The organism is Comamonas squillarum (genome assembly GCF_025309455.1).
Lineage (GTDB): Bacteria > Pseudomonadota > Gammaproteobacteria > Burkholderiales > Burkholderiaceae_C > Comamonas > Comamonas squillarum.
In genome coordinates, this window is the sequence record NZ_CP104377.1 from 3,791,608 (window position 1) to 3,812,901 (window position 21,294).

Genomic DNA, 21,294 nt, shown 5'->3' on the forward strand with positions numbered 1-21,294 from the left:
TGCCCATCAAGAGTTGAAAGCCGTCACAGAGCCATCTCGAACATCCGTGCGCGAATGACCGCTATGCGGTTGTGAGCGAAATAGTGCAATGAGATCATAGGTGACAACAATCACTGCAAATTGTCCATAGAAAAAAGATATAAAAAAGAGCCCGGATGAATCCGGGCTCTTTTTGCTGGCTATGCCAAGAGTCTTCATTTAACGCCTAAAGGTAGGTGAGTCGTTTGGTTTGTGGCATCCAGTCGCAAAATTGTGTCGCGAGTCGCAAACAATACGGCGCCCTACGCCGCTGACACCCATCACACATCAATATTCCCCGCCCGCAATGCATTGGTCTCGATAAAGTCGCGGCGGGGCTCGACCTCGTCGCCCATCAGCATCGTGAAGACGCGGTCGGCTTCGATGGCGTCGCCGACTTTGACCTGCAGCAGGCTGCGGACTTGGGGGTCCATCGTGGTTTCCCACAGCTGCTCGGGGTTCATTTCGCCCAGGCCCTTGTAGCGCTGGCGGGCGGTGGTGCGTTCGGCTTCGCTGATGAGCCACTGCATGGCCTGGCGGAAGTCGGTCACTTTTTCCATCTTGGCTTTTTCGCCTTCGCCACGGGTGACCTTGGCGCCTTCGGCGAGCAGACCGTGGAAGTTCTGGGCTTCGGCGGCCAGCGCCGCGTAGTCCTGGCCTTCGACAAACTCCTGCGTCAGGATGGAGCTCTTGATGTTGCCGTGGTGGTGGCGGCTGATGCGCAGGATCGGCTTTTCGGTGTGCGGGTCCAGCTCGCCCGTGACCTCGGCGGGCACGCCGGTGGTGGTCAGCTCGCGCAGCTTGGCTTCGAGCACCGGGGCGCAGACCATGGCGTCGTCCAGCGTGTCGAGGCGGATCTGCACGCCGTCGGCGATGGCGCGCAGCGCTTCGGCGTCCAGGTAGGACGAGAGGCGGTCGATGACGGTTTCGGCGGCCAGGTGCATGCCGGCCAGGCGGCCCAGCTCTTCACCATCGATGGTGCGCGGGTTGGCGCCGCCGGTGCTGACGCTGGCGCCTTGCAGGGCCACGCGCAGCAGGAACTGGTTGAGGGCAGGGCCGTCCTTGAGGTACAGCTCTTCCTTGCCGTTCTTGACCTTGTACAGTGGCGGCTGCGCAATGTAGATGTGGCCGGCTTCGACCAGATCGGGCATCTGGCGGTAGAAGAAGGTCAGCAGCAGGGTGCGGATGTGGGCGCCGTCGACGTCCGCATCGGTCATGATGATGATGCGGTGGTAGCGCAGCTTGGCGAGGCTGTAGTCGTCGGTGCTGCTCTTGCCCGAGTCTTCGCTCACCTTGCCGATGCCGGTGCCCAGCGCGGTGATCAGGGTGACGATTTCGCTGCTGGAGAGCAGCTTTTCGTAGCGGGCTTTTTCCACGTTCAGGATCTTGCCGCGCAGCGGCAGGATGGCCTGGAACTTGCGGTCACGCCCTTGCTTGGCCGAGCCGCCTGCGGAGTCACCCTCGACGATGTAGATTTCAGACAGCGCTGGGTCTTTTTCCTGGCAGTCGGCCAGCTTGCCGGGCAGGCCCATGCCGTCGAGCACGCCTTTGCGGCGCGTCATTTCGCGGGCCTTGCGGGCCGCTTCACGGGCGCGGGCCGCTTCAACGATCTTGTTGCAGATGATCTTGGCGTCGTTGGGCTTTTCTTCGAGGTACTCGGTCAGCAGCTTGCCGACGATGTCCTCGACAGGCGCGCGCACTTCGCTGGAGACCAGCTTGTCCTTGGTCTGGCTGCTGAACTTGGGCTCGGGCACCTTGACGCTGAGCACCGCGCACAGGCCTTCGCGCATGTCGTCGCCGGTGACTTCGACCTTGGCCTTCTTGGCCAGGTCATGGTCAGCGATGTACTTGCCGATGACGCGGGTCATCGCCGCGCGCAGGCCGGTCAAATGGGTGCCGCCGTCACGCTGGGGGATGTTGTTGGTAAAGCACAGCACCTGCTCGTTGTAGCCGTCGTTCCACTGCATGGCCACTTCGACACCGATCTCGGTGCCGGGGATGCCGCCATAGGTCTCGGCCGGGCGGCTGCCTTCGGCGTGGAACACGGTGGGGTGCAGCACTTTCTTGGTCCCGTTGATGAACTCGACAAAGCCCTGCACGCCGCCGGCGCCGGAGAAGTCGTCCTCCTTGCCATCGCGCTCGTCCTTGAGGCGGATGCGCACGCCGTTGTTCAGGAAGGACAGCTCGCGCAGGCGCTTGGCCAGGATCTCGTAGCGGAACTCGTAGTTTTCCTTGAAGATTTCCTGGTCGGGCAGGAAGTGCACTTCGGTGCCGCGCTTCTCGGTGGCGCCCACAATGCGCATCGGCGAGACTTCCACGCCGTCGACCACTTCGACCAGGCGGTTTTGCACAAAGCCGCGCGAGAAATCGATCTGGTGCACCTGGCCTTCGCGGCGCACGATGAGCTTGAGCTTGATGGACAGCGCGTTCACGCAGGACACGCCCACGCCGTGCAGACCGCCCGAGACCTTGTAGCTGTTCTGGTTGAACTTGCCGCCGGCGTGCAGCTCGGTCAGCGCGATTTCAGCGGCCGAGCGCTTGGGCTCGTGCTTGTCATCCATCTTCACGCCGGTGGGAATGCCCCGGCCGTTGTCCACCACCGACAGCGAGCCGTCGGCATGGATGGTCACCAGGATGTCGTCGCAATAGCCGGCCAGGGCCTCGTCAATGGAGTTGTCCACCACTTCAAACACCAGGTGGTGCAGGCCGGTGCCGTCCGAGGTATCGCCGATGTACATGCCCGGGCGTTTGCGCACCGCCTCCAGCCCTTCCAGGATCTGGATGGCGCCTTCGCCATAGCCGCTGGCATCGGGGCCTGGCGTGCTGGGGGATTGTTCCGGCTGGTTTTCTGCGGTCATGAAGCTGCCTTGGTACTGCACTGGCGGGCGCGGCGCCCTGCCATGTCTTTGAATCAAATAAATCTCGGTGCTGCGCCGGCCTGCTGCTGCAAACCGGCGCGCGGGTCGCCTGCGTGGCTTACATGCGCATCGGCATGACCACGTACTTGAAGGTGTCGTTTTCCGGGTTGGTGATCAGCGCCGAGTTGTTGTTGTCGGCAAAGTCGATGCGTACCATGTCCTGGCCCATGTTGGAGAGCACATCGATCAGGTAGGTGACGTTGAAGCCGACTTCAACGGCCGGGCCGCCATAGTCGATGTCGAGCTCATCCACCGCCTCTTCCTGCTCGGCGTTGTTGGCTGCAATGCGCAGGGTGCCGGGCTCGATGGTCAGGCGCACGCCCTTGAACTTGTCGCTGGTCATGATGGCCGTGCGCTGCATGCTGGCCAGCAGTGGCGCGCGGCCCAGCGTGATGCTGTTGGGGTGGTTGCGCGGGATGACGCGGTTGTAGTCGGGGAACTTGCCCTCGACCAGCTTGGTGACGAACTCCATGCCGGCAAAGGTAAAGCGCGCCTGGTTGCTGGCGAACTGCATCTCGATGACGGGCTGGTTGTCGCCGCTGGCGTCCGACAGCAGGCGCTGGAGCTCCAGCACGGTCTTGCGCGGCAGAATCACTTCCTGCTTGGGCACTTCCACATCCAGAGTGGCGCTGGCAAAGGCCAGGCGGTGGCCGTCGGTGGCCACCAGGCTCAGCGTGTTGCCCTCGGCCACGAACAGGATGCCGTTCAGGTAGTAACGGATATCCTGCACAGCCATCGCGAACGAGACCTGGCCCATCAGGTCCTTGAGCACCTTTTGCGGCACGCTGAACACGGGGCCGAACGAGGGTGCTTCCTGCACCAGCGGGAAGTCTTCTGCCGGCAGGGTCTGCAAGGTGAAGCGGCTCTTGCCACCCTTGAGGATCATCTTGGACTGCTGCGTCTCCAGGCTCACGGTCTGGTCGCTGGGCATGGTCTTCAGGATGTCGATCAGCTTGCGCGCGCCCACGGTGGTGGTGAAGTCACCCATGTCACCGCCCAGCTCGGCCGTGGTGCGGATCTGGATTTCCAGGTCGCTGGTGGTCAGCTGCAGCGCATTGCCGGTCTTGCGGATCAGCACGTTGGCCAGGATCGGCAAAGTGTGGCGCCGCTCGACAATACCGGCGACCGACTGCAGTACTGCGATGACTTTGTCTTGTGTGGCCTTCAGAACAATCATTTCAACCTCTTGTCAAATTGCGGTGTTGTTGTGGACGGCAGTTGTGCACGGAGCCCCCTCTGCACCTGTCCCATTTGCCATTGTGCCTGCGGCGCGCAGGCAATTGGCGAAATCAAAAAATTCCATCGGCTAGCCCTTGAGGGTCTGCTCCAGCACGTGCAATTGCTGGTTCAGCTCGGTCAATTGCTGGCGCTCGCCGCCGATCTTGCGCACCGCGTGCAGCACGGTGGTGTGATCGCGGCCGCCAAACAGCTCGCCGATTTCCGGCAGGCTTTTCTGGGTCAGCTCCTTGGCCAGGTACATGGCAATCTGGCGCGGGCGGGCAATGCTGGCCGGGCGCTTTTTGCTGTACATGTCGGCGACCTTGATCTTGTAGTAGTCCGCCACGGTCTTTTGGATGTTTTCCACGCTGATCTGGCGGTTCTGGATCGAGAGCAGATCGCGCAGCGCCTCGCGCGCCAGCTGGATGGAGATTTCCTTCTGGTTGAAGCGCGAGTAGGCGAGGATCTTGCGCAGCGCGCCTTCGAGCTCGCGCACATTGGAGCGCACGTTCTTGGCCACGAAGAAGGCCACTTCCTCGGGCATCTCGGTGCCTTCGACGCGCGACTTGTTGATCAGAATGGCAACGCGCATCTCCAGCTCGGGCGGCTCGATAGCCACCGTCAGGCCCGAGTCAAAGCGCGAGACCAGGCGCTCGTGGATGTTGGCCAGACCCTTGGGATAGGTGTCGGACGTCATCACGATGTGGCTCTTCTTGGCCAGCAGCGCTTCAAAGGCGTTGAAGAACTCTTCCTGCGTGCGGTCCTTGTTGGCGAAAAACTGCACATCGTCGATCAGCAGCAGATCGAGCGAGTGGTAGCGCTCCTTGAACTCGTCAAAGGTGCGGCGCTGGTAGGACTTGACCACATCCGAAACGAACTGCTCGGCATGGATGTAGAGAACTTTGGCGTCCGGGTTGTCGGCCAGCAGCTTGTTGCCCACGGCATGCACCAGGTGGGTCTTACCCAGACCGACGCCGCCGTAGATGAACAAGGGGTTGTACAGATGTCCGGGAGACGCCGCCACATGCATGGCCGCCGAGCGCGCCATGCGGTTGGCAGTACCTTCGACCAGCGTGTCAAACGTGAGCACCGGGTTCAGGCGGTTGCGGAAGTTGCCACTGGCATTGCCGGTATCACCCTCGGCGCTGCTGGCCTGGCCCGTATGGGGCGCGGGGCTGGCGTCGCTGATCTGGATGCTGTTGCGGTACTGCTCGGCCGCGTTGGCGGCAGCCTGGCCGGGGTTGCGGCTAGCTGGCCCGTAGGACGGCCCGAGGCCCATGCCTGACGAGGTGCCACTGCCCTGAGCCGACGCTGCAAGCGCACCACCGCTGCGCACCGGTGGGCGCACAACGGTGCGCACGGCCGCATCTCGCTGGGCAATGGCCAACTCGATGGCCACCGGTTGTCCGTAGGTTTCCTCCAGCATGGCGGCCAGGCGGCCGGTGTATTGGGCGCGAATCCAGTCGAGCTTGAAACGGTTGGCCACATAGAGCGTGACCTTGGACAAGTCGTCCGACACGACAGCGGTCAGCGGCTTGATCCAGGTGTTGAACTGTTGCTCGGGCATTTCTTGGGCGAGTTGCTCTACAACTGCACGCCACAAACCTTGGCCCAGGCTGGCTTCATCCATTGTTATCCCACGGAAAGATTCATCCCCCACGCTGTTGTTGTTGTGGATAAGGGGGAAGGTTGATCGGCTGCCTATTGTAGCTTGTGCAAAAGTTATCCACACAACGGACTGGTCTGCACAAACCCCATGCTCGGGTTTCCTCGATGGGCTGGCCGCAGACTCGGCAAAAGTCTGCGCATATTACAGAAAAAACCGAGGACAAAGCCAAGTAATTGCCAAGGACAGTAAACACTGCGATAATTTGCGGTTTCCCTGCATGTCAGGGCGAATTTTACGCGCGTGTCCCCTCGCGCTGGCAACAGACCTTGTGTCCTTGCCATGGGGGTGGACCGCACTATTTCACCGGTGTTGCGCTTGAGCAGGGCTTGAGCTTGGTTGCTTTTGTGTTCATTTTTGGATGCAAGCGGCCAACAAACCGGAACCAAGCCTCTCTAGGAATTGCATCATGAAACGTACTTACCAACCTTCCAAAGTTCGCCGCGCCCGTACCCACGGTTTCCTCGTCCGTATGAAGACCAAGGGTGGCCGCGCTGTTATCAACGCACGCCGCGCCAAGGGCCGCAAGCGTCTGGGCCTGTAAGGCTGACAGGGTGACGGGCACCTCTCGGGTGCCAGGTAGTGCACCAGTGGGTGACACTTATGCATCGCCTTAAGACTCGCCCTCAATTCCAAGCCGCCATGGCAGGCGGCACCATCGCCCGTACAGCGCACTTTGCGCTGCACAGGCTGGTGTTGTCTGCCGACGCCTCGGGCAGCGCTGCTGCCCCATCAGGGCCTGGTGATCCAGCTGTCAAGGCTGGGTCGCAGGCTCTTTTTGCGTTGGAGGCGACCTGGCTGGGTGCCATGGTGCCCAAGCGCTGGGCGCGCCGCGCGGTCACCCGCAACGCCATCAAGCGGCAGATCTATGCCGTCGCTGCCTTGCATGAGGCGCAGCTGCCAGCCGCCGCCCACGTGGTGCGCTTGCGCAGCACGTTCGACCGCAAGCAGTTCATCAGCCCCAGCTCCGACGTGCTCAAGCAGGCGGTGCGGGCCGAGCTGATGCAGCTGTTTGCCCGGGCGCACAAGAACAGCCAGCCGGCCAAAGCCGAGCGCAGCGAAGGCGCCAAGGTGCTTAGCGTATGATGCAACGCTTGCTCATGGGTTTGGTGCGCGGCTACAGGCTGCTGCTGAGCCCTTGGCTAGGTTCTGCCTGCCGGTTCGAGCCCACGTGCTCTGCCTATTCATTGCAGGCGCTGGAACAGCACGGTGCTGCCATGGGCAGCTATTTGACGGTGCGCCGCCTGGTGCGCTGCCATCCCTGGTGCGAGGGCGGCCACGATCCGGTCCCCGCGCATCCGCGCTGGTTCAGTCGTCTGGTGACTCCCGCCGATTCATCCTCTTCCCCCTCTGAGAAGTCTTCATGAACGATATTCGCCGCACCATCTTGTGGGTGATATTTGGTTTCTCCCTGGTCCTGCTCTGGGACAAGTGGCAAATCCACAATGGTCGCAAACCCACATTCTTCCCCACACCTGAGGTGACGGCCCAGGCGCCTGCAGATGCAGTCAGCACCGACAACGGTCTGCCCGCTGCCAGCGCCAGCCCTGCGGCGCCTGCGAACGCAAGCAACGTGCCCGGCACGGCTGCTGCGGATGCGGCAGCCCCTGCTGCTGCACGCGAGAAGCTGACCGTGGCGTCCGACCTGCTGCGCCTGACCTTTGACAGCGAAGGCGCATCCTTGGTGGGTGCCGAGTTGCTCAAGTACGCCGACCAGGACGACAAGACCAAGCCCGTGAAGCTGCTCGACGAGAGCGCCAACCGCGTCTACGTGGCCCAGACGGGTCTGATCGGTGGCAACTTCCCGACCCACAAGACCGCGATGACCCTCAAGCCCGGCCCGCGCGAGCTGGCCGAGGGCCAGAACGAGTTGAACGTGGTGTTCGAGTCGCCTGACCTGGGCGGCGTCAAGCTGGTCAAGACCTGGACGCTCAAGCGCGGCGACTACGCCATTGGCTTGAAGCAGGAAGTCGTCAACACCGGCTCGGCCGCGGTCAACCCCCAGCTGTACCTGCAGCTGACGCGCGACGGCAACAAGCCCGCTGGCGAATCCTCGTTCTACTCGACCTTTACCGGCCCGGCCGTCTACACCGAGGCCAAGAAGTACCACAAGGTCGACTTCAAGGACATCGAAAACGGCAAGACCGACAGCGTGGACAAGGCAGCGGACAACGGCTATGTGGCCATGGTGCAGCACTACTTTGCCAGCGCCTGGCTGCTGCCCCAGGGCACGCAGCGCGACATCTATGTGCGCAAGGCCGGCACCAACCTGTACTCGGTCGGCGAGATCACCCACCTGGGCGAGATCGCTCCCGGCCAGAGCAAGGCCATCGATGCGCGCCTCTTTGTGGGCCCGCAGATCGAAAAGACGCTCGAAGCCATCGCCCCTGGCCTGGAACTGGTCAAGGACTACGGCTGGGTGACGATTCTGGCCAAGCCGCTGTACTGGCTGCTCGACAAGCTGCACGGCTTCATCGGCAACTGGGGCTGGTCGATTGTGGCGCTGGTGCTGCTGCTCAAGATTGCGTTCTACTGGCTCAATGCCAAGGCTTACGCGTCGATGGCCAAGATGAAGGCGATCAACCCCCGCATCATGGAGATGCGTGAGCGCCTCAAGGACAAGCCCCAGCAGATGCAGCAGGAGATGATGCGCATCTACCGTGAAGAGAAGGTCAACCCCATGGGCGGTTGCTTCCCGATCGTGATCCAGATTCCCGTGTTCATCGCGCTGTACTGGGTGCTGCTGTCGTCGGTGGAAATCCGCAATGCGCCCTGGATCGGCTGGATCCATGACCTGTCGGTGCCCGATCCGTTCTTCATCCTTCCCGTGCTGATGACCCTGTCGTCGCTGCTGCAGACGGCGCTGAACCCCGCACCACCGGATCCGATGCAAGCCAAGATGATGTGGATCATGCCGCTGATGTTCAGCGTGATGTTCTTCTTCTTCCCGGCCGGTCTGGTGCTGTACTGGCTGACCAACAACGTGCTGTCGATTGCCCAGCAGTGGATCATCAATACCCGCATGGGTGTGCCACCGCAGTTCAATCTGCCAAAGTTCAAGTAGCCAGCATTTGTCAATGCAGGGATTGCCTAGGCGGGCATTCCCGGATACACCTCCCAAACGGTCGCATTAGCGACCGTTTTTTCGTTAGCATGAGTTGTTTGAAAATGTGTTCAACAAAATAGGGGTTCAGGTATGGCGAAAGTATCGGTTTTTCGACCTAGCGCGCTGGCGCTGGCGGTGTTGCTCTGTGCGGGCGCGGCCCAGGCAGCCACCTTGCGCTGGGCAGGTGCCAATGACATCCTGACCCTGGACCCCCACGCACAGAACCACCAGACCACCCATGCTTTCCTGCAGCAGGTCTATGAGCCGCTGGTGCGCTACGGCAAGGATTTCCAGCTGGAGCCCGCACTGGCGACCAAGTGGACCGAGGTGAGCCCCACCCAGTGGCGCTTTGAGCTGCGCAAGGGCGTCAAATTCCACGACGGCGCGCCCTTCACCGCCGATGACGTGGTGTTCTCGCTGACCCGCATCATGACCCCGCCATCGAACATGATGAGCGCCACCCAGAGCATCAAGGAAGTCAAGAAGGTCGATGACTTCACCGTCGATCTGATCCTCAAGGGCCCCAACCCCATCTTGCTGCGCGAGCTGACCGAGGCGCGCATCATGAACAAGGCCTGGGCCGAGAAGAACAACGCCGTCAAGACCCAGGACTACGCCGGCAAGGAAGAAAGCTACTCCAGCCGCAACACCAATGGCACCGGCTCCTTTGTGGCCGTCAGCTGGCAGCCCGATGTCAAGCTGACCCTGAAGAAGAACGCCGCCTGGTGGGACAAGCCCACCGGCAACGTCGACGAGATCGTCTTCACCCCCATCAAGTCGGCCGCCACCCGCACCGCTGCACTGATCTCCAACCAGGTCGACTTCATGGTCGACCCGCCGCCCCAGGACCAGGAGCGCATCAAGAAGACCGCTGAGTTGAAGCTGCTCGAGGGCACCGAGAACCGCACCATCTACCTGGGCCTGGACGTGTTCCGCGACGAGCTGCCAGGCGCTGGCACGCCGGGCAAGAACCCGATGAAGGATGTGCGCGTGCGCAAGGCCATGTACATGGCCATCGACACCGACGGCCTGCACAAGCGCACGATGCGCGGCATGTCGATCACCGCCGGCACGATGGTGGCGCCGATGGTGCATGGCTGGAGCAAGGAGCTCGAAGAGCGTGCTGCCAAGTACGACGTCGAAGGCGCCAAGAAGCTGCTGGCCGAAGCGGGTTACCCCAATGGCTTCAACCTCAAGCTCGAATGCCCGAACGACCGCTATGTGAACGACGAGGCGATCTGCCAGGCCGTCACCGCAATGTGGACCCGCATCGGCATCAAGACCAGCCTGCAGGCGACGCCGATGGCGCAGTTCGTGACCCGCGTAATGAACTCCGACCCGAACGCCTACCTGTTCGGCTGGGGCGTGGCGACCTTTGATGCGCTTTACTCGCTTGACGCGCTGATCCACAGCAAGGGCGCCGCGGGCGGCGGCGTCTACAACGGCGGCCGCATTGCCGACAAGGAGCTGGACGCCAAGATCGACGCGATGAAGACCGAGACCGACACGGCCAAGCGCGACGCCTTGATCAACGATGCCTTGAAGATGACCAAGGACAACTTCTACACGATCCCCGTGCACCACCAGATCTTCCCCTGGGCGATGCGCAAGGGCATCGAGACCGTCTACCGCGCCGATGCGCGCCCCATCCCCGCCTGGACTACGGTCAAGTAAGCGTCTCGCTGCACACTCCAACCACCCCAAAAGCCTGCGCCAGCAGGCTTTTTTCATGGGGCGGGGCTAAGTGCGGTGAACGAGGCCAATAGCCTGGAGTACATGGCGCCGGCCCGGTCGCCACGATAATGTGGGGCTTGCCCCACTCGCGCCAAAGACCTGCCCATGCTTGCCCGCCACCACGATCCGATTGTTGCCATTGCCACTGCCCCCGGGCGCGGAGCGGTGGGCATTGTGCGCGTATCGGGCAAGGCGATTGCGCCGCTGGTTGAGCGCCTCTGCGGCAAGGCTTTGAAGCCGCGCGAAGCCACCTACCTGCCCTTTAAAGCAGCAGATGGCCAGGCCATCGACCAGGGGCTGGCGCTGTACTTTCCCGCGCCGCACAGCTACACCGGTGAGGACGTGCTGGAGCTGCAGGCCCACGGCGGCCCGGTGGTGCTGCAGCTGCTGCTGGCCCGCTGCCTGGAAGCCGCGCAGGCGCAGGCTGACAGTGGCACGCCGCTGCTGCCCGGCCTGCGCCTGGCCGAGCCGGGGGAGTTCACCGAGCGCGCGTTTCTGAACGACAAGATCGACCTGGCCCAGGCCGAGGCGATTGCCGATTTGATCGACGCCAGCACCGAGGCGGCCGCGCGCAGTGCCAGCCGCTCGCTGACCGGCGCCTTCTCGCAAGAGGTGCACCGCCTGCGCGATGCGCTGGTGCACCTGCGCATGCTGGTCGAGGCCACCCTGGATTTCCCCGAGGAGGAGATCGATTTTTTACAAAAAGCCGATGCCTATGGCCAGCTGGACCAGCTGCGCGCCACCGTGCAGGCTGTCATGCAGCGAACCCGCCAGGGCGCCTTGCTGCGCGAGGGCATCAAAGTGGTGATTGCCGGCCAGCCCAATGCCGGCAAAAGCTCCTTGCTCAATGCGCTCGCTGGCGCCGAGCTGGCCATCGTCACCCCCATTGCCGGCACTACGCGCGACAAGGTCACGCAAACCATCCAGATCGAAGGCGTGCCCCTGCATGTGATCGACACCGCCGGCCTGCGCGAGAGCAGTGACGAGGTCGAGCGCATCGGCATTGCCCGCGCATGGGAAGAAATCGCCGCCGCCGACGCGGTACTCTTCTTGCACGACCTGACCCGCATGGCCCAGGCCGACTATGCCCAGGCCGACCGCGAGATTGCCGCCACCTTGCAGCAGCAACTGCCTGCCACGGTGCCCGTGCTGCAGGTCTGGAACAAGGCCGACGCACTGACCCCCGATGAGGCGCACCGCCAAAGCGCCGAGGCCGCCGCCCAGTTCAGCACCCCGGCTGCTGCTGCCGCTGCAGGCGACCAGGCCCCGCTGGTGCTGTCGGCCAAAACCGGCGCGGGCCTGGACACCCTGCGCCAGCAGCTGCTGGCCATGGCCGGCTGGCAGCCCGCCGCCGAAGGCACCTACATCGCCCGCGCCCGCCATGTGCAGGCGCTGCAGCAGGTCGAAGAGCACCTGGACATCGCCCATGCCCAGCTGCATGTCGACAGCCCCGCCCTCGACCTGCTGGCCGAAGAGCTGCGCCTGGCCCAGCAATCACTCAATGCGATCACCGGCGAGTTCACATCGGATGATTTGCTGGGGGTGATTTTTTCGAGTTTTTGTATTGGCAAATAAGCCTTGCCGCGCGTTTAGCTTGCAGCGCTAGCGGCGCTGTCTGCAGCCACCCGAGGCAGCACCAGCACCGCCTCCAACCCACCCCCATCCGCGTCGCGCAGCAACAGCTCACCCCCATGGGCCTGCGCCACCGTCTGCGCGATCGACAGCCCCAGCCCCACGCCGCCGGATGCGGCATTGCGGGAGTGCTCCATGCGGTAGTAGGGCTTCAGCACCCGTTCGCGCTGTGCGGCAAGCTGGTGGTTGTCGACTCAGCGGACCAGCCTGCCGCCCAGGCTTAGCTGGGCATGCGGTAGGCCAGCACCTTGAGCGCCCGGTCAGGCGAGACATCGGCAAAGATGGCTGGGTTGGCCACCTGCTCGATGAACTCCAGCTCCGGCACCAGCGCGGCCATCTGGTCTTGCAAAAAGGCCAGCGGCAGCTCGGGGGCGTTGAGGCAGAGCAGCGCAAAGCCGCCCGGCGCCAGCAGGTCGGGCAGGCGCTTGATCAGGCGCGCGTAATCCTTGGTGGCGACAAAGCTGCCCTTTTGGTAGCTGGGCGGGTCCATGATCACCAGCTGGTAAGGGCCGGTGCGGGTGATCTTGCCCCAGCTGCTGAAAATATCATGGCCCCAGAACTGGCCGCCTGCGAGCTGGTTGAGGCGGTGGTTCTGCTGGCCGCTGGCCAAGGCCGCCTTGCTCATGTCGATATTGACCACCTGGCCGGCGCCGGCCTGCAGCGCCGCCACTGAAAAGGCGCAGGTGTAGGCAAACAGGTTGAGCACGGTGCAGCGCTCGGGATCGGGCTGGCGCGCGATGAACTGGCGCACCCAGCGCCGGCCTTCGGCCATGTCCAGAAACAGGCCATGGTTTTGGCCGCGCAGCACATGCACCAGGTAGCGGGCATCGTCTTCCTGCACCGTATGGGGCTCGGGCAGGCTACCCTGGACCAGGCGGGTTTCGGCCGCGCCCAGCGCCCGGCATTGGTAGACCCAGGTCAGCGGCTCGCCCGGGTAGAGCTGCTGCCAGCGCTGCTGCAGCGCATCGCCCACGCTTTGCAGCGCCTCGTCGGCCAGCGGTGCAAAGCTGGTCAGCACCACCGCCGGTGGGTACAGGTCCAGCGACAGGTGTTCGCAACCGGGAAACAGGCCGCCTCGCCCGTGGAAGAGGCGTTGGGCCTGCTGGCTCGCGGGCATGGTGGCGATGGCCTCTAGTAATGCATGCATGGAATCTGAAAAACGTCTAGGAGAGAAGGTGGGAGGCGGCGTGCTTGGTCAGGAATTGTGGACTGGACGATACTTCTTACAAATTTTTGCCCAGCCGCCCAGCCATTGTGCAGCCACTCGGTTAGATTTATTGGATTAGGAATTTCGATAAATCACTGGTGGGCCCACCGCCAGGATTGCGGAGGAGGATTTCATGTTCAGTAGCGCCAATGACATCAAGCCCCTGGTGGCGGCCATCAACAACTGCCAGGACGAGGAAAGCATGATCAACCCGCTGACGGCTGCGCAGTGGGAGATTCTCGCGCCGTACCTGACGCAGACCCAGCTGGCCGCATCGCAGGTGCTGTTTCAGCAAGGCACGCAGGAGCGCACCTTGTTTTTCGTCGAAAGCGGCAGCCTCAGCGTGCATTTCGAGGACGAAAAGCAGCGCATTCGCCTGGCGATCGTCGGCGCGGGCTCCATTGTCGGCGAAGGCGCGTTCTTCTCGCACCAACCGCGCAATGCCACCGTGCAGGCCGTGGCTGGCTGCCGCCTCTGGGGGCTGTCTAGCATCCGCTTTACCGAGCTGTGCAACCGCCAGCCCACGGTGGCCGTCGCGCTGGCGATGGCGGCCGGATCGGTGCTGGCCAAGCGCCTGGGCAACCGCAAACGCCGCGTAGCCGCAACATAAAAGCTTGGCATTGGTCAAATCGCACGCGCTTTTCTGACAAGTGTATGCAATACTCCTTCCTACAATTACAAACGCCTGTTGCGCGATGAAACGGGTGACCATGTGAGCGTCGCGGACACCGCCCAGCACACCGCAGGTATACGGTGGGCACCAAGTCTGGCCGACAAGGCTTGATGCTGACGGCGGAGCAACCACGTTGCAAGGCTTGTGTCTGGGGCACAAATTCTGATCAGGGTAGGGAGTGGCATGTCTATATTTGCCAAATGGTTCAGTCGACCAGAAAAAAAATCGGCCTTTGCGCCCCTGGGGCCGCAAACCATGTTTGCCGAGCCAATGGGTATGGGCCAGCACGATATGCTGGCCGCCCAGAGCCCCTTGGTGGCCGCCAGGCCCATGGCTGCGACACCGCAGCACGACAGCGCCGCGCCGCGTCCCGGTGAGCGTTCGGCCCGCCGGGAGATGGTGTATTCGGCCGTGCGCGAATCGATGGTGCGCTCGGGCATTCTGTCGGCAGGTTACAAATTCAAGGTGCTGGCGCTGGACAAGCGCGCCACGCAGTTCATCGTGATGGTGGATCTGGCCCAGCAGTACTGCGCCTCGCCCGACAAGCTCACCCAGATCGAGGCCTTGATCGCCTACTCGGCCAAAACCCGTTTCGAGATTGTGATCACCTCGGTTTACTGGCGTCTCAATGCCCAGCTGGGTGTCGCCAGCACCAAGGCCCCCAGTGCGGTCACCGCGCCCCAGCCGGCCGTGGTGCCGGTGCCGCTGGGCATGGACCCGGTCGATGAAGCGGAGATTGCCGCCTTCAAGAAAGCCTTGCTCGAGGCGGCGCTGAACCCGGTGCCGGCGCTCGACGGCGCATCGCCCGCAAGCCGCGTTGCCACCAGCGCAGCGCCCCGGCCCGCGCCGATTGTTCCGCCCGCGCGCAGCGCCGCGCACAATGCCCAGATCGCTCGGGAGGCCGCGCAACGCGGCGGTGCGCCTGCGCCCACGGCAGACACCAGCTTTGGCGGCCTGAGCAATACCCAGTACGGCGACCTGCACTGAGCGCCTGCACCGCAGCGGCGGTGACTGGGGCTCAGTGCCCTGCGAAATCCACCAGCGTGAACAGCGGCAGACCCGCATCGGTCAGCCGCTTGGAGCCGCCGAGCTCCGGCAGGTCGACAATCGCAGCGCCCTCCATCACCTGGGCGCCCAGCTTCTCCAGCAGCTTCTTGCCGGCCATCATCGTGCCGCCAGTGGCAATCAGGTCATCGACCAGCAGCACCTTGTCGCCGGGCTTGACCGCATCGGCATGCAACTCGACCGTGGCACTGCCGTATTCGAGCTCATAGGTTTCCTCCACCGTGGTGAAGGGCAGCTTGCCCTTTTTGCGGATGGGCACAAAGCCCACCTTGAGCTGGTAGGCGATGACGGCACCGAGGATAAAGCCGCGCGCATCGAGCCCGGCCACCACATCGGGGCGCATGTCGCGCGACATGTAGCGGTGCACAAAGGCATCGATCAGCACATGGAAGACCTGCGGGTTCTGCAGCAGCGGGGTGATGTCCCGGAACTGCACGCCCGGCGCTGGCCAATCGGGAACGGTGCGGATGTGGTGACGCAAAAAGGCGTTGACGTCGGGAGCGTGCATGGTGGGCGGGCAGAAAAGGGGAGGAGCCGCCATGGTAGTCCAACTGCGGCAGCTGCAACCGGCACCCGCCGCAGGTTAAGCATGTTTGGCAATGACCCGCACCGGCCGGGGCGCGGGCGCTCCGATAAAATCAGCCTCCATGAGCACCCTACAGCCCAAGCGCCCCGTGGAAGCGGCGCAGATTCTGCGCCTGGCGGCGTCTACCTTTGCGATCGAGGCCGAGGCCATTGCGGCACTGACGCAGCGCCTGGACGACAACTTTGTCCAGGTCGTGCAGCGCATGCTGGACATTCCCGGGCGTGTGGTGGTCACTGGCATGGGCAAGAGCGGCCATGTGGGGCGCAAGATTGCGGCCACCCTGGCATCGACCGGCACGCCGGCATTCTTTGTGCACCCGGGCGAGGCCAGCCATGGCGATCTGGGCATGGTCACGGGCCAGGATCTGGTGCTGGCCATCTCCAACAGCGGCGAGAGTGGCGAGATTTCCGTGCTGCTGCCGGTGCTCAAGCGCCTGGGCGTGCCCGTGGTGGCGATGACGGGCAACCTGCAGTCCTCGATGGCGCGCCATGCCGACTGGGTGCTCAACACCCAGGTCGACAAGGAGGCCTGCCCGCTGAACCTGGCCCCCACGGCCAGCACCACCGCGCAAATGGCGATGGGCGATGCGCTGGCCGTGGCGCTGCTGGATGCGCGCGGCTTCAAGGCCGAGGATTTTGCCCGCTCCCACCCCGGTGGCGCGCTGGGCCGCCGCCTGCTCACCCATGTGTCTGATGTAATGCGCAGCGGCGATGCGCTGCCCACGGTGCTGCCCAGCGCCAGCTTCAGCGACCTGATGCGTGAGATGAGTGCCAAGGGCATGGGCGCGGCTGCCATCGTCGATGCGCATGGCCTGCTGCAGGGCGTGTTTACCGATGGCGATCTGCGCCGCCGTATTGAGGCTGGTGCCGACTTGCGCGGCCTGACCGCTGCCGAGGTGATGCATGCCACGCCGCGCCAGATCTCGGCCGACGCATTGGCGGCCGACGCCGCTGCGTTGATGGAGGCCCACCGCATCACCAGCGTGCTGGTGACCGATGCGGACCAGCGCCTGGTGGGCATCGTGCATGTGGGTGATCTGATGCGGGCCAAGGTGATCTGATGGCCAGCACATTAACCTTGCCCGCCATCACCCCCGCCCAGCAGTGGCCCGCTGAGCTGCTGCTGCGCGCCCAGGGTATCAAGATTGTGTTCTTCGATGTGGATGGCGTGCTCACCGACGGGGGCCTGTACATCAGCGAGCAGGGCGAGACGCTCAAGCGTTTCCACACGCTCGACGGCCATGGTCTCAAGATGCTGCGCGAGGCCGGCATTGTGCCGGCCGTCATCACCGGGCGCGATTCGGCACCGCTGCGCCACCGCCTGGCGGCGCTGGGCATCGAGCAGGTTCGCTACGGCACCGAGGACAAGCTGCCTGCCGCCCAGGCCATGCTCGAGGCGCTGGGCCTGGACTGGCACCAGGCCGCAGCCATTGGCGATGACTGGCCGGATCTGCCGGTGCTGCGCCGCTGCCAGCTGGCCTGCGCGCCCGCCAATGCCCACCCTGAAGTGCTGGGCGTGGCACACTGGGTAACCACCCGCCACGGCGGCGCAGGTGCTGCGCGCGAGCTGTGCGACGCGGTGCTGGCCGCCTGCGGTGCCTATGTCAACCTGCTCGATCGGTACGGACAATGAAATCTCGCCTGCGACGCCTCATGGACCTGTCGTCCATCTACCTGCCGGTGATCCTGATGGGCCTGCTGGCGCTGGGCACCTGGTGGCTGGTGCGCAATGCCCCCAAGCCCCAGAGCGTGCGCGAACAAGCGGTGGCCGGCCACGAAGTGGATTACTACATGAACGACTTTTCGGTGCGCAGCTTTGACGGCACCGGCGTGCTGACCAGCGAGATCCAGGGCAACAAGATGCGCCACTACATGGACACCGACACGCTGGAGATCGACACGGCCACGATGCGTTCCATCCGCCAGGATGGCTCGACGACAGTGGCCACCGCCAACCGCGCCTTGTCCAATGCCGATGGCTCCGAAGTGCAGCTGTTTGGCAATGCCAAGGTGGTGCGCAGCAGCAACAAGCCGGGCGCGCCGCAGATGGAGTTCCGGGGCGAGTTTCTGCACGCCTTTGTCAACGAAGAGCGGGTGAGCTCGAACAAGCCCGTCGAGATCATCCGGGGCCAGGACCGGTTCACGGCCGACTCGATGGTCTTCAACAACATCACCCAGGTCGCAGAGCTCAAGGGCCGGGTCAAGGGCGTGCTGCAACCCGCACGCTGAGCGCCGCATGTCCACCCCCCTGAGCGATGCACCGCTGGTGCTGATCACCGGCGCCTCCAGCGGCATCGGCCAGGCGCTGGCCTGGCGCTACTACCAGGCCGGCTACCGCCTCGCGCTGGTGGCCCGCCGTACCGCGCTGATTGCGGACTGGGCCCAGGCGCAGGCGATGGATGCCAGCCGCTACGCGGTCTATGGCGCCGACGTGGCTGACCAGGACCAGACCATTGCTGCCTGCACGCAATGCCTGCAGCAGCAGGGCCTGCCCGATGTGGTGGTGGCCAATGCCGGGGTGAGCTACGGCATCGACACGGCCGAGCGCGAGGACCTGGAGGTCATGGCCCAGACCTATGCGACCAATGTGATCGGCATGGCCGCGACCTTCCATGCCTTTGTGCGCCCCATGCAGGCGCGCGGCAGCGGCAAGCTGGTGGGCATTGCCAGCGTGGCCGGCATACGCGGCCTGCCCGGCCACGGCGCCTACTGCGCCAGCAAGGCCGCCGTCATCAGCTACTGCGAGAGCCTGCGGGTGGAGCTTAAGCGTAGCGGCGTGCAGGTGGTCACCATCTGCCCGGGCTTTGTGGCCACGCCGCTCACCCGCCACAACCGCTACGGCATGCCCTTCTTGATGCAGCCAGAGGCCTTTGCCGACAAGGCCTTTGCAGTGATTGCCAAGGCGCGCAGCTATGCCGTGATCCCCTGGCAGATGGGCTGGGTGGCGCGGCTGTTGCGCTGCCTGCCCAATGCCCTCTATGACCGCGCGCTGGCCAACCGCCCGCGCAAGCACCGCCACCGCGAGCGGGTGCAAGAGGCGCCACCGGGTCAAGACTGAAAGCAGGTCCTAAGCCAGGCATGAAAAAAGCCCCTGGCGGGGCTTTGTCGTTGCGGTGCGGCACAGCGCTGGGCGGTGCCTGCAGGCATCAATAATCGTCGTTGTTGTCGTAGCCTTGGTTGCCGCCGCGGTTGCGCGAACCATTGCCGTAGGGGCTGCGGAAGCCGCCATCGCGCTCACCGCCACGATCGCCACCACCAAAGCCGCGGTCATTGCCGCCACGGCCGCCATCGCGACCACCGCGGTCGCCATAGCCACCGCCGCCGCCACCACCGTAGCCGCCACGGTCTCCGCCGCCGCCGTATCCACCACCACCACCGCCGCCGTAGCCGCCGCCACCACCGCCGCCGTAGCCACCACCACCGCCGCCGCCAAAGCCGCCACGGTTACCGCCTCCGCCGCCAAAGCCACCACCACGGGGGCCGCCAAAACCACCACCGCCGCTGCGGGGAGGACGGGGCTCCATGGGACGTGCTTCGTTCACGACCAGATTGCGACCGCCCAGGGGCTGACCGTTCAGACCGTTGACCGCAGCTTGGGCTTCTTCATCGCTGCCCATTTCTACAAAACCAAAACCTTTGGAGCGACCGGTGTCGCGTTCCATCATCACCTTGGCGCTGGTTACGCTGCCAAACTGACCAAAGGCCTGTTCCAGATCGTTGTCGCGAACCTGGTATGGCAAATTACCGACGTAAAGCTTGTTGCCCATTTGAGGGACTCCTGATAACTCTTAAATAATGCGATCGCGCCCTGTAGAACACCGGTCATCTATCGCAGTAGCCCAATGGAGGAATGCTCCATCCTTTATTTTCTGGCATAAAAACCGGGAATGGGATAGTTGTGCCCCTCTGTTGTGGCGCAGAAGCTGCAACCAGATGCAAAAAAGGCCTCAAAGAGGCCTTTTTTCCGGGAAAACCCGTCATCTCACTGTCAAAACCTCTAAGAGGTTTTGGATGTGATGTGCTTAGTAGCTGCCGCCACCGTAGCCACCACGGCCACCGCCGCCGAAGCCACCGCGATCGCCGCCGCCGAAGCCGCCGCGGTCACCACCGCCGAAACCACGGCCACCACCACCACCGCCGCCGAAGCCGCCGCTGCGTGGAGGACGGGCTTCCATTGGACGTGCTTCGTTCACGACCAGGTTACGACCGCCAAAGCCTTGGCCGTTCACGCCTTCGATAGCAGCTTGTGCTTCAGCGTCCGAACCCATTTCCACAAAGCCGAAGCCCTTGGAACGGCCGGTGTCACGTTCCATCATGACCTTGGCGCTGGAGACGGTACCGAATTGGCTGAAAGTGCTTTCCAGATCGCTGTCACGGAAAGAGTAAGGCAGGTTGCCCACGTAAAGTTTGTTGCCCATTTGAGGACTCCGAAAAAAGTAAAAAAAGCGATGGAGCCTGATGCAATCAACAAACCTGTGACAACTTCCAAGACGGATCACCGCGCGCTCTAGTGTACCCGGGGGCACATTGAGCTTCACCATTATGGGTGAATCGCCTTACGCTGTGTTGACAGTTGCTGCAACCAGCCCTTGGTATTTTCCCTGGAGGGCGTGGGTGTTGCGGCGCAACATCGCTTTTGGGCGTATGATGCGCCAGTCTTTGGGGAGTAGCCTGCTGGGCGCGCAATGCGCCGCAGAGTGTGCGTCAACAAACTTGGGCCTTCGCGGCCTATGGCGTACACGGCATCTGGTGATGAGGATGCTGGGCGAGACCATTGACCACGTTGCGATCCCATGCCGGAGTCGCGATGCGGTCAATGCTGTCTTGCGATATCCGGCTGCAATAACGATCCCCACTCCATGGAAGCCTTTCTCCTCTCGACCGCCGTCGTCGCCCTTGCCGAAATGGGCGACAAGACGCAGTTGCTGTCCCTCGTCCTCGCTGCCAAATACCGCAAACCCTGGCCCATTGCGCTGGGCATCTTCGTCTCGACCCTGGTCAACCATGCGCTGGCCGGTGCCGTTGGCGCCTGGATCACCACGATGCTGGGCCCCGATGTGCTGCGCTGGATTCTGGGCGTGTCCTTTATCCTGATGGCCGGCTGGATGCTGATCCCCGACAAGATCGACGAGGACGAAGCGGGCAAGAGCAGCGGCCGCTGGGGTGTGTTCGGCACCACCGTGCTGCTGTTCTTCCTGGCCGAGATGGGCGACAAGACCCAGCTGGCCACCGTGGGCCTGGCCGCCAAGTACCCCGCTTCTTATTACTGGGTGGTCGCAGGCACCACGATCGGCATGATGCTGGCCAATGCGCCGGTGGTCTGGTTTGGCGACAAGATCACCAAGAGGCTGCCGATCCGCTGGATCCACCGCGTCTGCGCGGTGATCTTCCTGGTGCTGGGTGTGGCCGCGCTGTTCACGACGATGGACTGATAGCGCTGGCTGCGCTAGCAACACTAGCAACGCACCAACT

The 21,294-nt window shown here is 63.5% G+C and carries 21 protein-coding genes and 1 riboswitch; of the genes, 13 read left to right on the forward strand and 8 right to left on the reverse strand.

Annotation, left to right across the window (positions count from 1 at the left end):
• Nucleotides 1-299: 299 nt before the first annotated feature.
• The 3 genes from gyrB to dnaA form a co-directional block, all read right to left on the reverse strand.
• Nucleotides 300-2,876 (reverse strand): DNA topoisomerase (ATP-hydrolyzing) subunit B, encoded by a 2,577-nt coding sequence (gene gyrB, locus N4T19_RS17380; RefSeq protein ID WP_182344529.1) that lies wholly within the window; start codon nucleotides 2,874-2,876, stop codon nucleotides 300-302.
• A gap of 118 nt (nucleotides 2,877-2,994) precedes the next feature.
• Entirely contained in the window at nucleotides 2,995-4,113 is a 1,119-nt protein-coding gene (gene dnaN, locus N4T19_RS17385; RefSeq protein WP_116925466.1) for a DNA polymerase III subunit beta, read from the reverse strand.
• A 129-nt stretch (nucleotides 4,114-4,242) separates the two neighbouring features.
• On the reverse strand, nucleotides 4,243-5,784 hold the full coding sequence (gene dnaA / locus N4T19_RS17390) for a chromosomal replication initiator protein DnaA (RefSeq protein WP_116925467.1): 1,542 nt from the start codon (nucleotides 5,782-5,784) through the stop codon (nucleotides 4,243-4,245).
• A 445-nt stretch (nucleotides 5,785-6,229) separates the two neighbouring features.
• Here dnaA and rpmH point away from each other — a divergent pair, with 445 nt between their 5' ends.
• From rpmH to mnmE, 6 genes are all read left to right on the forward strand, one after another.
• Nucleotides 6,230-6,364 carry a 50S ribosomal protein L34 gene (gene rpmH / locus N4T19_RS17395; RefSeq protein ID WP_084635723.1) on the forward strand — a complete coding sequence of 45 codons (135 nt, stop codon included), beginning with the start codon at nucleotides 6,230-6,232 and terminating at the stop codon, nucleotides 6,362-6,364.
• Between the two features lie 59 nt (nucleotides 6,365-6,423).
• Nucleotides 6,424-6,906: a ribonuclease P protein component gene (locus tag N4T19_RS17400; protein WP_116925468.1), complete on the forward strand. Its 483-nt coding sequence runs from the start codon at nucleotides 6,424-6,426 to the stop codon at nucleotides 6,904-6,906.
• Nucleotides 6,903-7,187 (forward strand): membrane protein insertion efficiency factor YidD, encoded by a 285-nt coding sequence (gene yidD / locus N4T19_RS17405; RefSeq protein WP_084635722.1) that lies wholly within the window; start codon nucleotides 6,903-6,905, stop codon nucleotides 7,185-7,187. Before N4T19_RS17400 ends, yidD begins: the two co-directional genes overlap by 4 nt.
• Entirely contained in the window at nucleotides 7,184-8,884 is a 1,701-nt protein-coding gene (gene yidC / locus N4T19_RS17410) for a membrane protein insertase YidC (protein WP_116925469.1), read from the forward strand. Before yidD ends, yidC begins: the two co-directional genes overlap by 4 nt.
• Nucleotides 8,885-9,016: 132 nt before the next feature.
• Nucleotides 9,017-10,600, forward strand: a complete 1,584-nt coding sequence (locus tag N4T19_RS17415) for an ABC transporter substrate-binding protein (protein WP_116925470.1) — start codon at nucleotides 9,017-9,019, stop codon at nucleotides 10,598-10,600.
• 165 nt (nucleotides 10,601-10,765) lie between these two features.
• Nucleotides 10,766-12,235 carry a tRNA uridine-5-carboxymethylaminomethyl(34) synthesis GTPase MnmE gene (gene mnmE / locus N4T19_RS17420; protein WP_260718644.1) on the forward strand — a complete coding sequence of 490 codons (1,470 nt, stop codon included), beginning with the start codon at nucleotides 10,766-10,768 and terminating at the stop codon, nucleotides 12,233-12,235.
• Between the two features lie 14 nt (nucleotides 12,236-12,249).
• On the opposite strand, the gene N4T19_RS17425 is transcribed toward mnmE, so the two are convergent.
• The gene (locus tag N4T19_RS17425) at nucleotides 12,250-12,450 is read right to left on the reverse strand and encodes an ATP-binding protein (RefSeq protein WP_313900068.1); all 201 of its coding nucleotides are present in this window, start codon (nucleotides 12,448-12,450) and stop codon (nucleotides 12,250-12,252) included.
• Nucleotides 12,451-12,512: 62 nt separating this feature from the next.
• On the reverse strand, nucleotides 12,513-13,439 hold the full coding sequence (locus N4T19_RS17430) for a class I SAM-dependent methyltransferase (RefSeq protein ID WP_260718645.1): 927 nt from the start codon (nucleotides 13,437-13,439) through the stop codon (nucleotides 12,513-12,515).
• 193 nt (nucleotides 13,440-13,632) lie between these two features.
• Here N4T19_RS17430 and N4T19_RS17435 point away from each other — a divergent pair, with 193 nt between their 5' ends.
• Entirely contained in the window at nucleotides 13,633-14,109 is a 477-nt protein-coding gene (locus N4T19_RS17435) for a Crp/Fnr family transcriptional regulator (protein WP_116925473.1), read from the forward strand.
• A 246-nt stretch (nucleotides 14,110-14,355) separates the two neighbouring features.
• Entirely contained in the window at nucleotides 14,356-15,159 is an 804-nt protein-coding gene (locus N4T19_RS17440) for a hypothetical protein (protein ID WP_260718646.1), read from the forward strand.
• 31 nt (nucleotides 15,160-15,190) lie between these two features.
• On the opposite strand, the gene N4T19_RS17445 is transcribed toward N4T19_RS17440, so the two are convergent.
• Nucleotides 15,191-15,745 carry an adenine phosphoribosyltransferase gene (locus tag N4T19_RS17445; RefSeq protein WP_021025692.1) on the reverse strand — a complete coding sequence of 185 codons (555 nt, stop codon included), beginning with the start codon at nucleotides 15,743-15,745 and terminating at the stop codon, nucleotides 15,191-15,193.
• A gap of 139 nt (nucleotides 15,746-15,884) precedes the next feature.
• On the opposite strand from N4T19_RS17445, the gene N4T19_RS17450 reads away from it, so the two are divergent.
• The 4 genes from N4T19_RS17450 to N4T19_RS17465 are packed head-to-tail and all read left to right on the forward strand — an operon-like array spanning nucleotide 15,885 to nucleotide 18,880.
• On the forward strand, nucleotides 15,885-16,883 hold the full coding sequence (locus tag N4T19_RS17450) for a KpsF/GutQ family sugar-phosphate isomerase (RefSeq protein WP_116925475.1): 999 nt from the start codon (nucleotides 15,885-15,887) through the stop codon (nucleotides 16,881-16,883).
• Nucleotides 16,883-17,455, forward strand: a complete 573-nt coding sequence (locus N4T19_RS17455; RefSeq protein ID WP_116925476.1) for a KdsC family phosphatase — start codon at nucleotides 16,883-16,885, stop codon at nucleotides 17,453-17,455. Before N4T19_RS17450 ends, N4T19_RS17455 begins: the two co-directional genes overlap by 1 nt.
• On the forward strand, nucleotides 17,452-18,051 hold the full coding sequence (gene lptC / locus N4T19_RS17460) for an LPS export ABC transporter periplasmic protein LptC (protein ID WP_116925477.1): 600 nt from the start codon (nucleotides 17,452-17,454) through the stop codon (nucleotides 18,049-18,051). Before N4T19_RS17455 ends, lptC begins: the two co-directional genes overlap by 4 nt.
• A gap of 7 nt (nucleotides 18,052-18,058) precedes the next feature.
• Nucleotides 18,059-18,880, forward strand: coding sequence for an SDR family oxidoreductase (locus N4T19_RS17465; protein ID WP_165841160.1), 822 nt, complete (start codon nucleotides 18,059-18,061; stop codon nucleotides 18,878-18,880).
• 88 nt (nucleotides 18,881-18,968) lie between these two features.
• Here N4T19_RS17465 and N4T19_RS17470 read toward each other — a convergent pair whose 3' ends face one another.
• Nucleotides 18,969-19,589: an RNA recognition motif domain-containing protein gene (locus N4T19_RS17470; RefSeq protein WP_182344540.1), complete on the reverse strand. Its 621-nt coding sequence runs from the start codon at nucleotides 19,587-19,589 to the stop codon at nucleotides 18,969-18,971.
• Nucleotides 19,590-19,844: 255 nt separating this feature from the next.
• Nucleotides 19,845-20,240 (reverse strand): RNA recognition motif domain-containing protein, encoded by a 396-nt coding sequence (locus N4T19_RS17475; protein WP_116925479.1) that lies wholly within the window; start codon nucleotides 20,238-20,240, stop codon nucleotides 19,845-19,847.
• A gap of 231 nt (nucleotides 20,241-20,471) precedes the next feature.
• Nucleotides 20,472-20,585, forward strand: a riboswitch (yybP-ykoY riboswitch).
• Between the two features lie 96 nt (nucleotides 20,586-20,681).
• Here N4T19_RS17475 and N4T19_RS17480 point away from each other — a divergent pair.
• Nucleotides 20,682-21,254, forward strand: a complete 573-nt coding sequence (locus N4T19_RS17480) for a TMEM165/GDT1 family protein (protein WP_116925480.1) — start codon at nucleotides 20,682-20,684, stop codon at nucleotides 21,252-21,254.
• Nucleotides 21,255-21,294: the final 40 nt, after the last annotated feature.

Coding starts and splice junctions, on each gene's coding strand:
- mnmE (WP_260718644.1), top strand. CDS start 10,766: ATGCTTGCCCGCCACCACGATCCGATTGTTGCCATTGCCACTGCCCCC.
- dnaN (WP_116925466.1), bottom strand. CDS start 4,113: ATGATTGTTCTGAAGGCCACACAAGACAAAGTCATCGCAGTACTGCAG.
- gyrB (WP_182344529.1), bottom strand. CDS start 2,876: ATGACCGCAGAAAACCAGCCGGAACAATCCCCCAGCACGCCAGGCCCC.
- dnaA (WP_116925467.1), bottom strand. CDS start 5,784: ATGGATGAAGCCAGCCTGGGCCAAGGTTTGTGGCGTGCAGTTGTAGAG.
- rpmH (WP_084635723.1), top strand. CDS start 6,230: ATGAAACGTACTTACCAACCTTCCAAAGTTCGCCGCGCCCGTACCCAC.
- N4T19_RS17465 (WP_165841160.1), top strand. CDS start 18,059: ATGTCCACCCCCCTGAGCGATGCACCGCTGGTGCTGATCACCGGCGCC.
- lptC (WP_116925477.1), top strand. CDS start 17,452: ATGAAATCTCGCCTGCGACGCCTCATGGACCTGTCGTCCATCTACCTG.
- N4T19_RS17445 (WP_021025692.1), bottom strand. CDS start 15,745: ATGCACGCTCCCGACGTCAACGCCTTTTTGCGTCACCACATCCGCACC.
- N4T19_RS17470 (WP_182344540.1), bottom strand. CDS start 19,589: ATGGGCAACAAGCTTTACGTCGGTAATTTGCCATACCAGGTTCGCGAC.
- N4T19_RS17400 (WP_116925468.1), top strand. CDS start 6,424: ATGCATCGCCTTAAGACTCGCCCTCAATTCCAAGCCGCCATGGCAGGC.
- N4T19_RS17480 (WP_116925480.1), top strand. CDS start 20,682: ATGGAAGCCTTTCTCCTCTCGACCGCCGTCGTCGCCCTTGCCGAAATG.
- N4T19_RS17430 (WP_260718645.1), bottom strand. CDS start 13,439: ATGCATGCATTACTAGAGGCCATCGCCACCATGCCCGCGAGCCAGCAG.
- yidD (WP_084635722.1), top strand. CDS start 6,903: ATGATGCAACGCTTGCTCATGGGTTTGGTGCGCGGCTACAGGCTGCTG.
- N4T19_RS17475 (WP_116925479.1), bottom strand. CDS start 20,240: ATGGGCAACAAACTTTACGTGGGCAACCTGCCTTACTCTTTCCGTGAC.
- N4T19_RS17415 (WP_116925470.1), top strand. CDS start 9,017: ATGGCGAAAGTATCGGTTTTTCGACCTAGCGCGCTGGCGCTGGCGGTG.
- N4T19_RS17435 (WP_116925473.1), top strand. CDS start 13,633: ATGTTCAGTAGCGCCAATGACATCAAGCCCCTGGTGGCGGCCATCAAC.
- N4T19_RS17455 (WP_116925476.1), top strand. CDS start 16,883: ATGGCCAGCACATTAACCTTGCCCGCCATCACCCCCGCCCAGCAGTGG.
- N4T19_RS17450 (WP_116925475.1), top strand. CDS start 15,885: ATGAGCACCCTACAGCCCAAGCGCCCCGTGGAAGCGGCGCAGATTCTG.
- yidC (WP_116925469.1), top strand. CDS start 7,184: ATGAACGATATTCGCCGCACCATCTTGTGGGTGATATTTGGTTTCTCC.
- N4T19_RS17440 (WP_260718646.1), top strand. CDS start 14,356: ATGTCTATATTTGCCAAATGGTTCAGTCGACCAGAAAAAAAATCGGCC.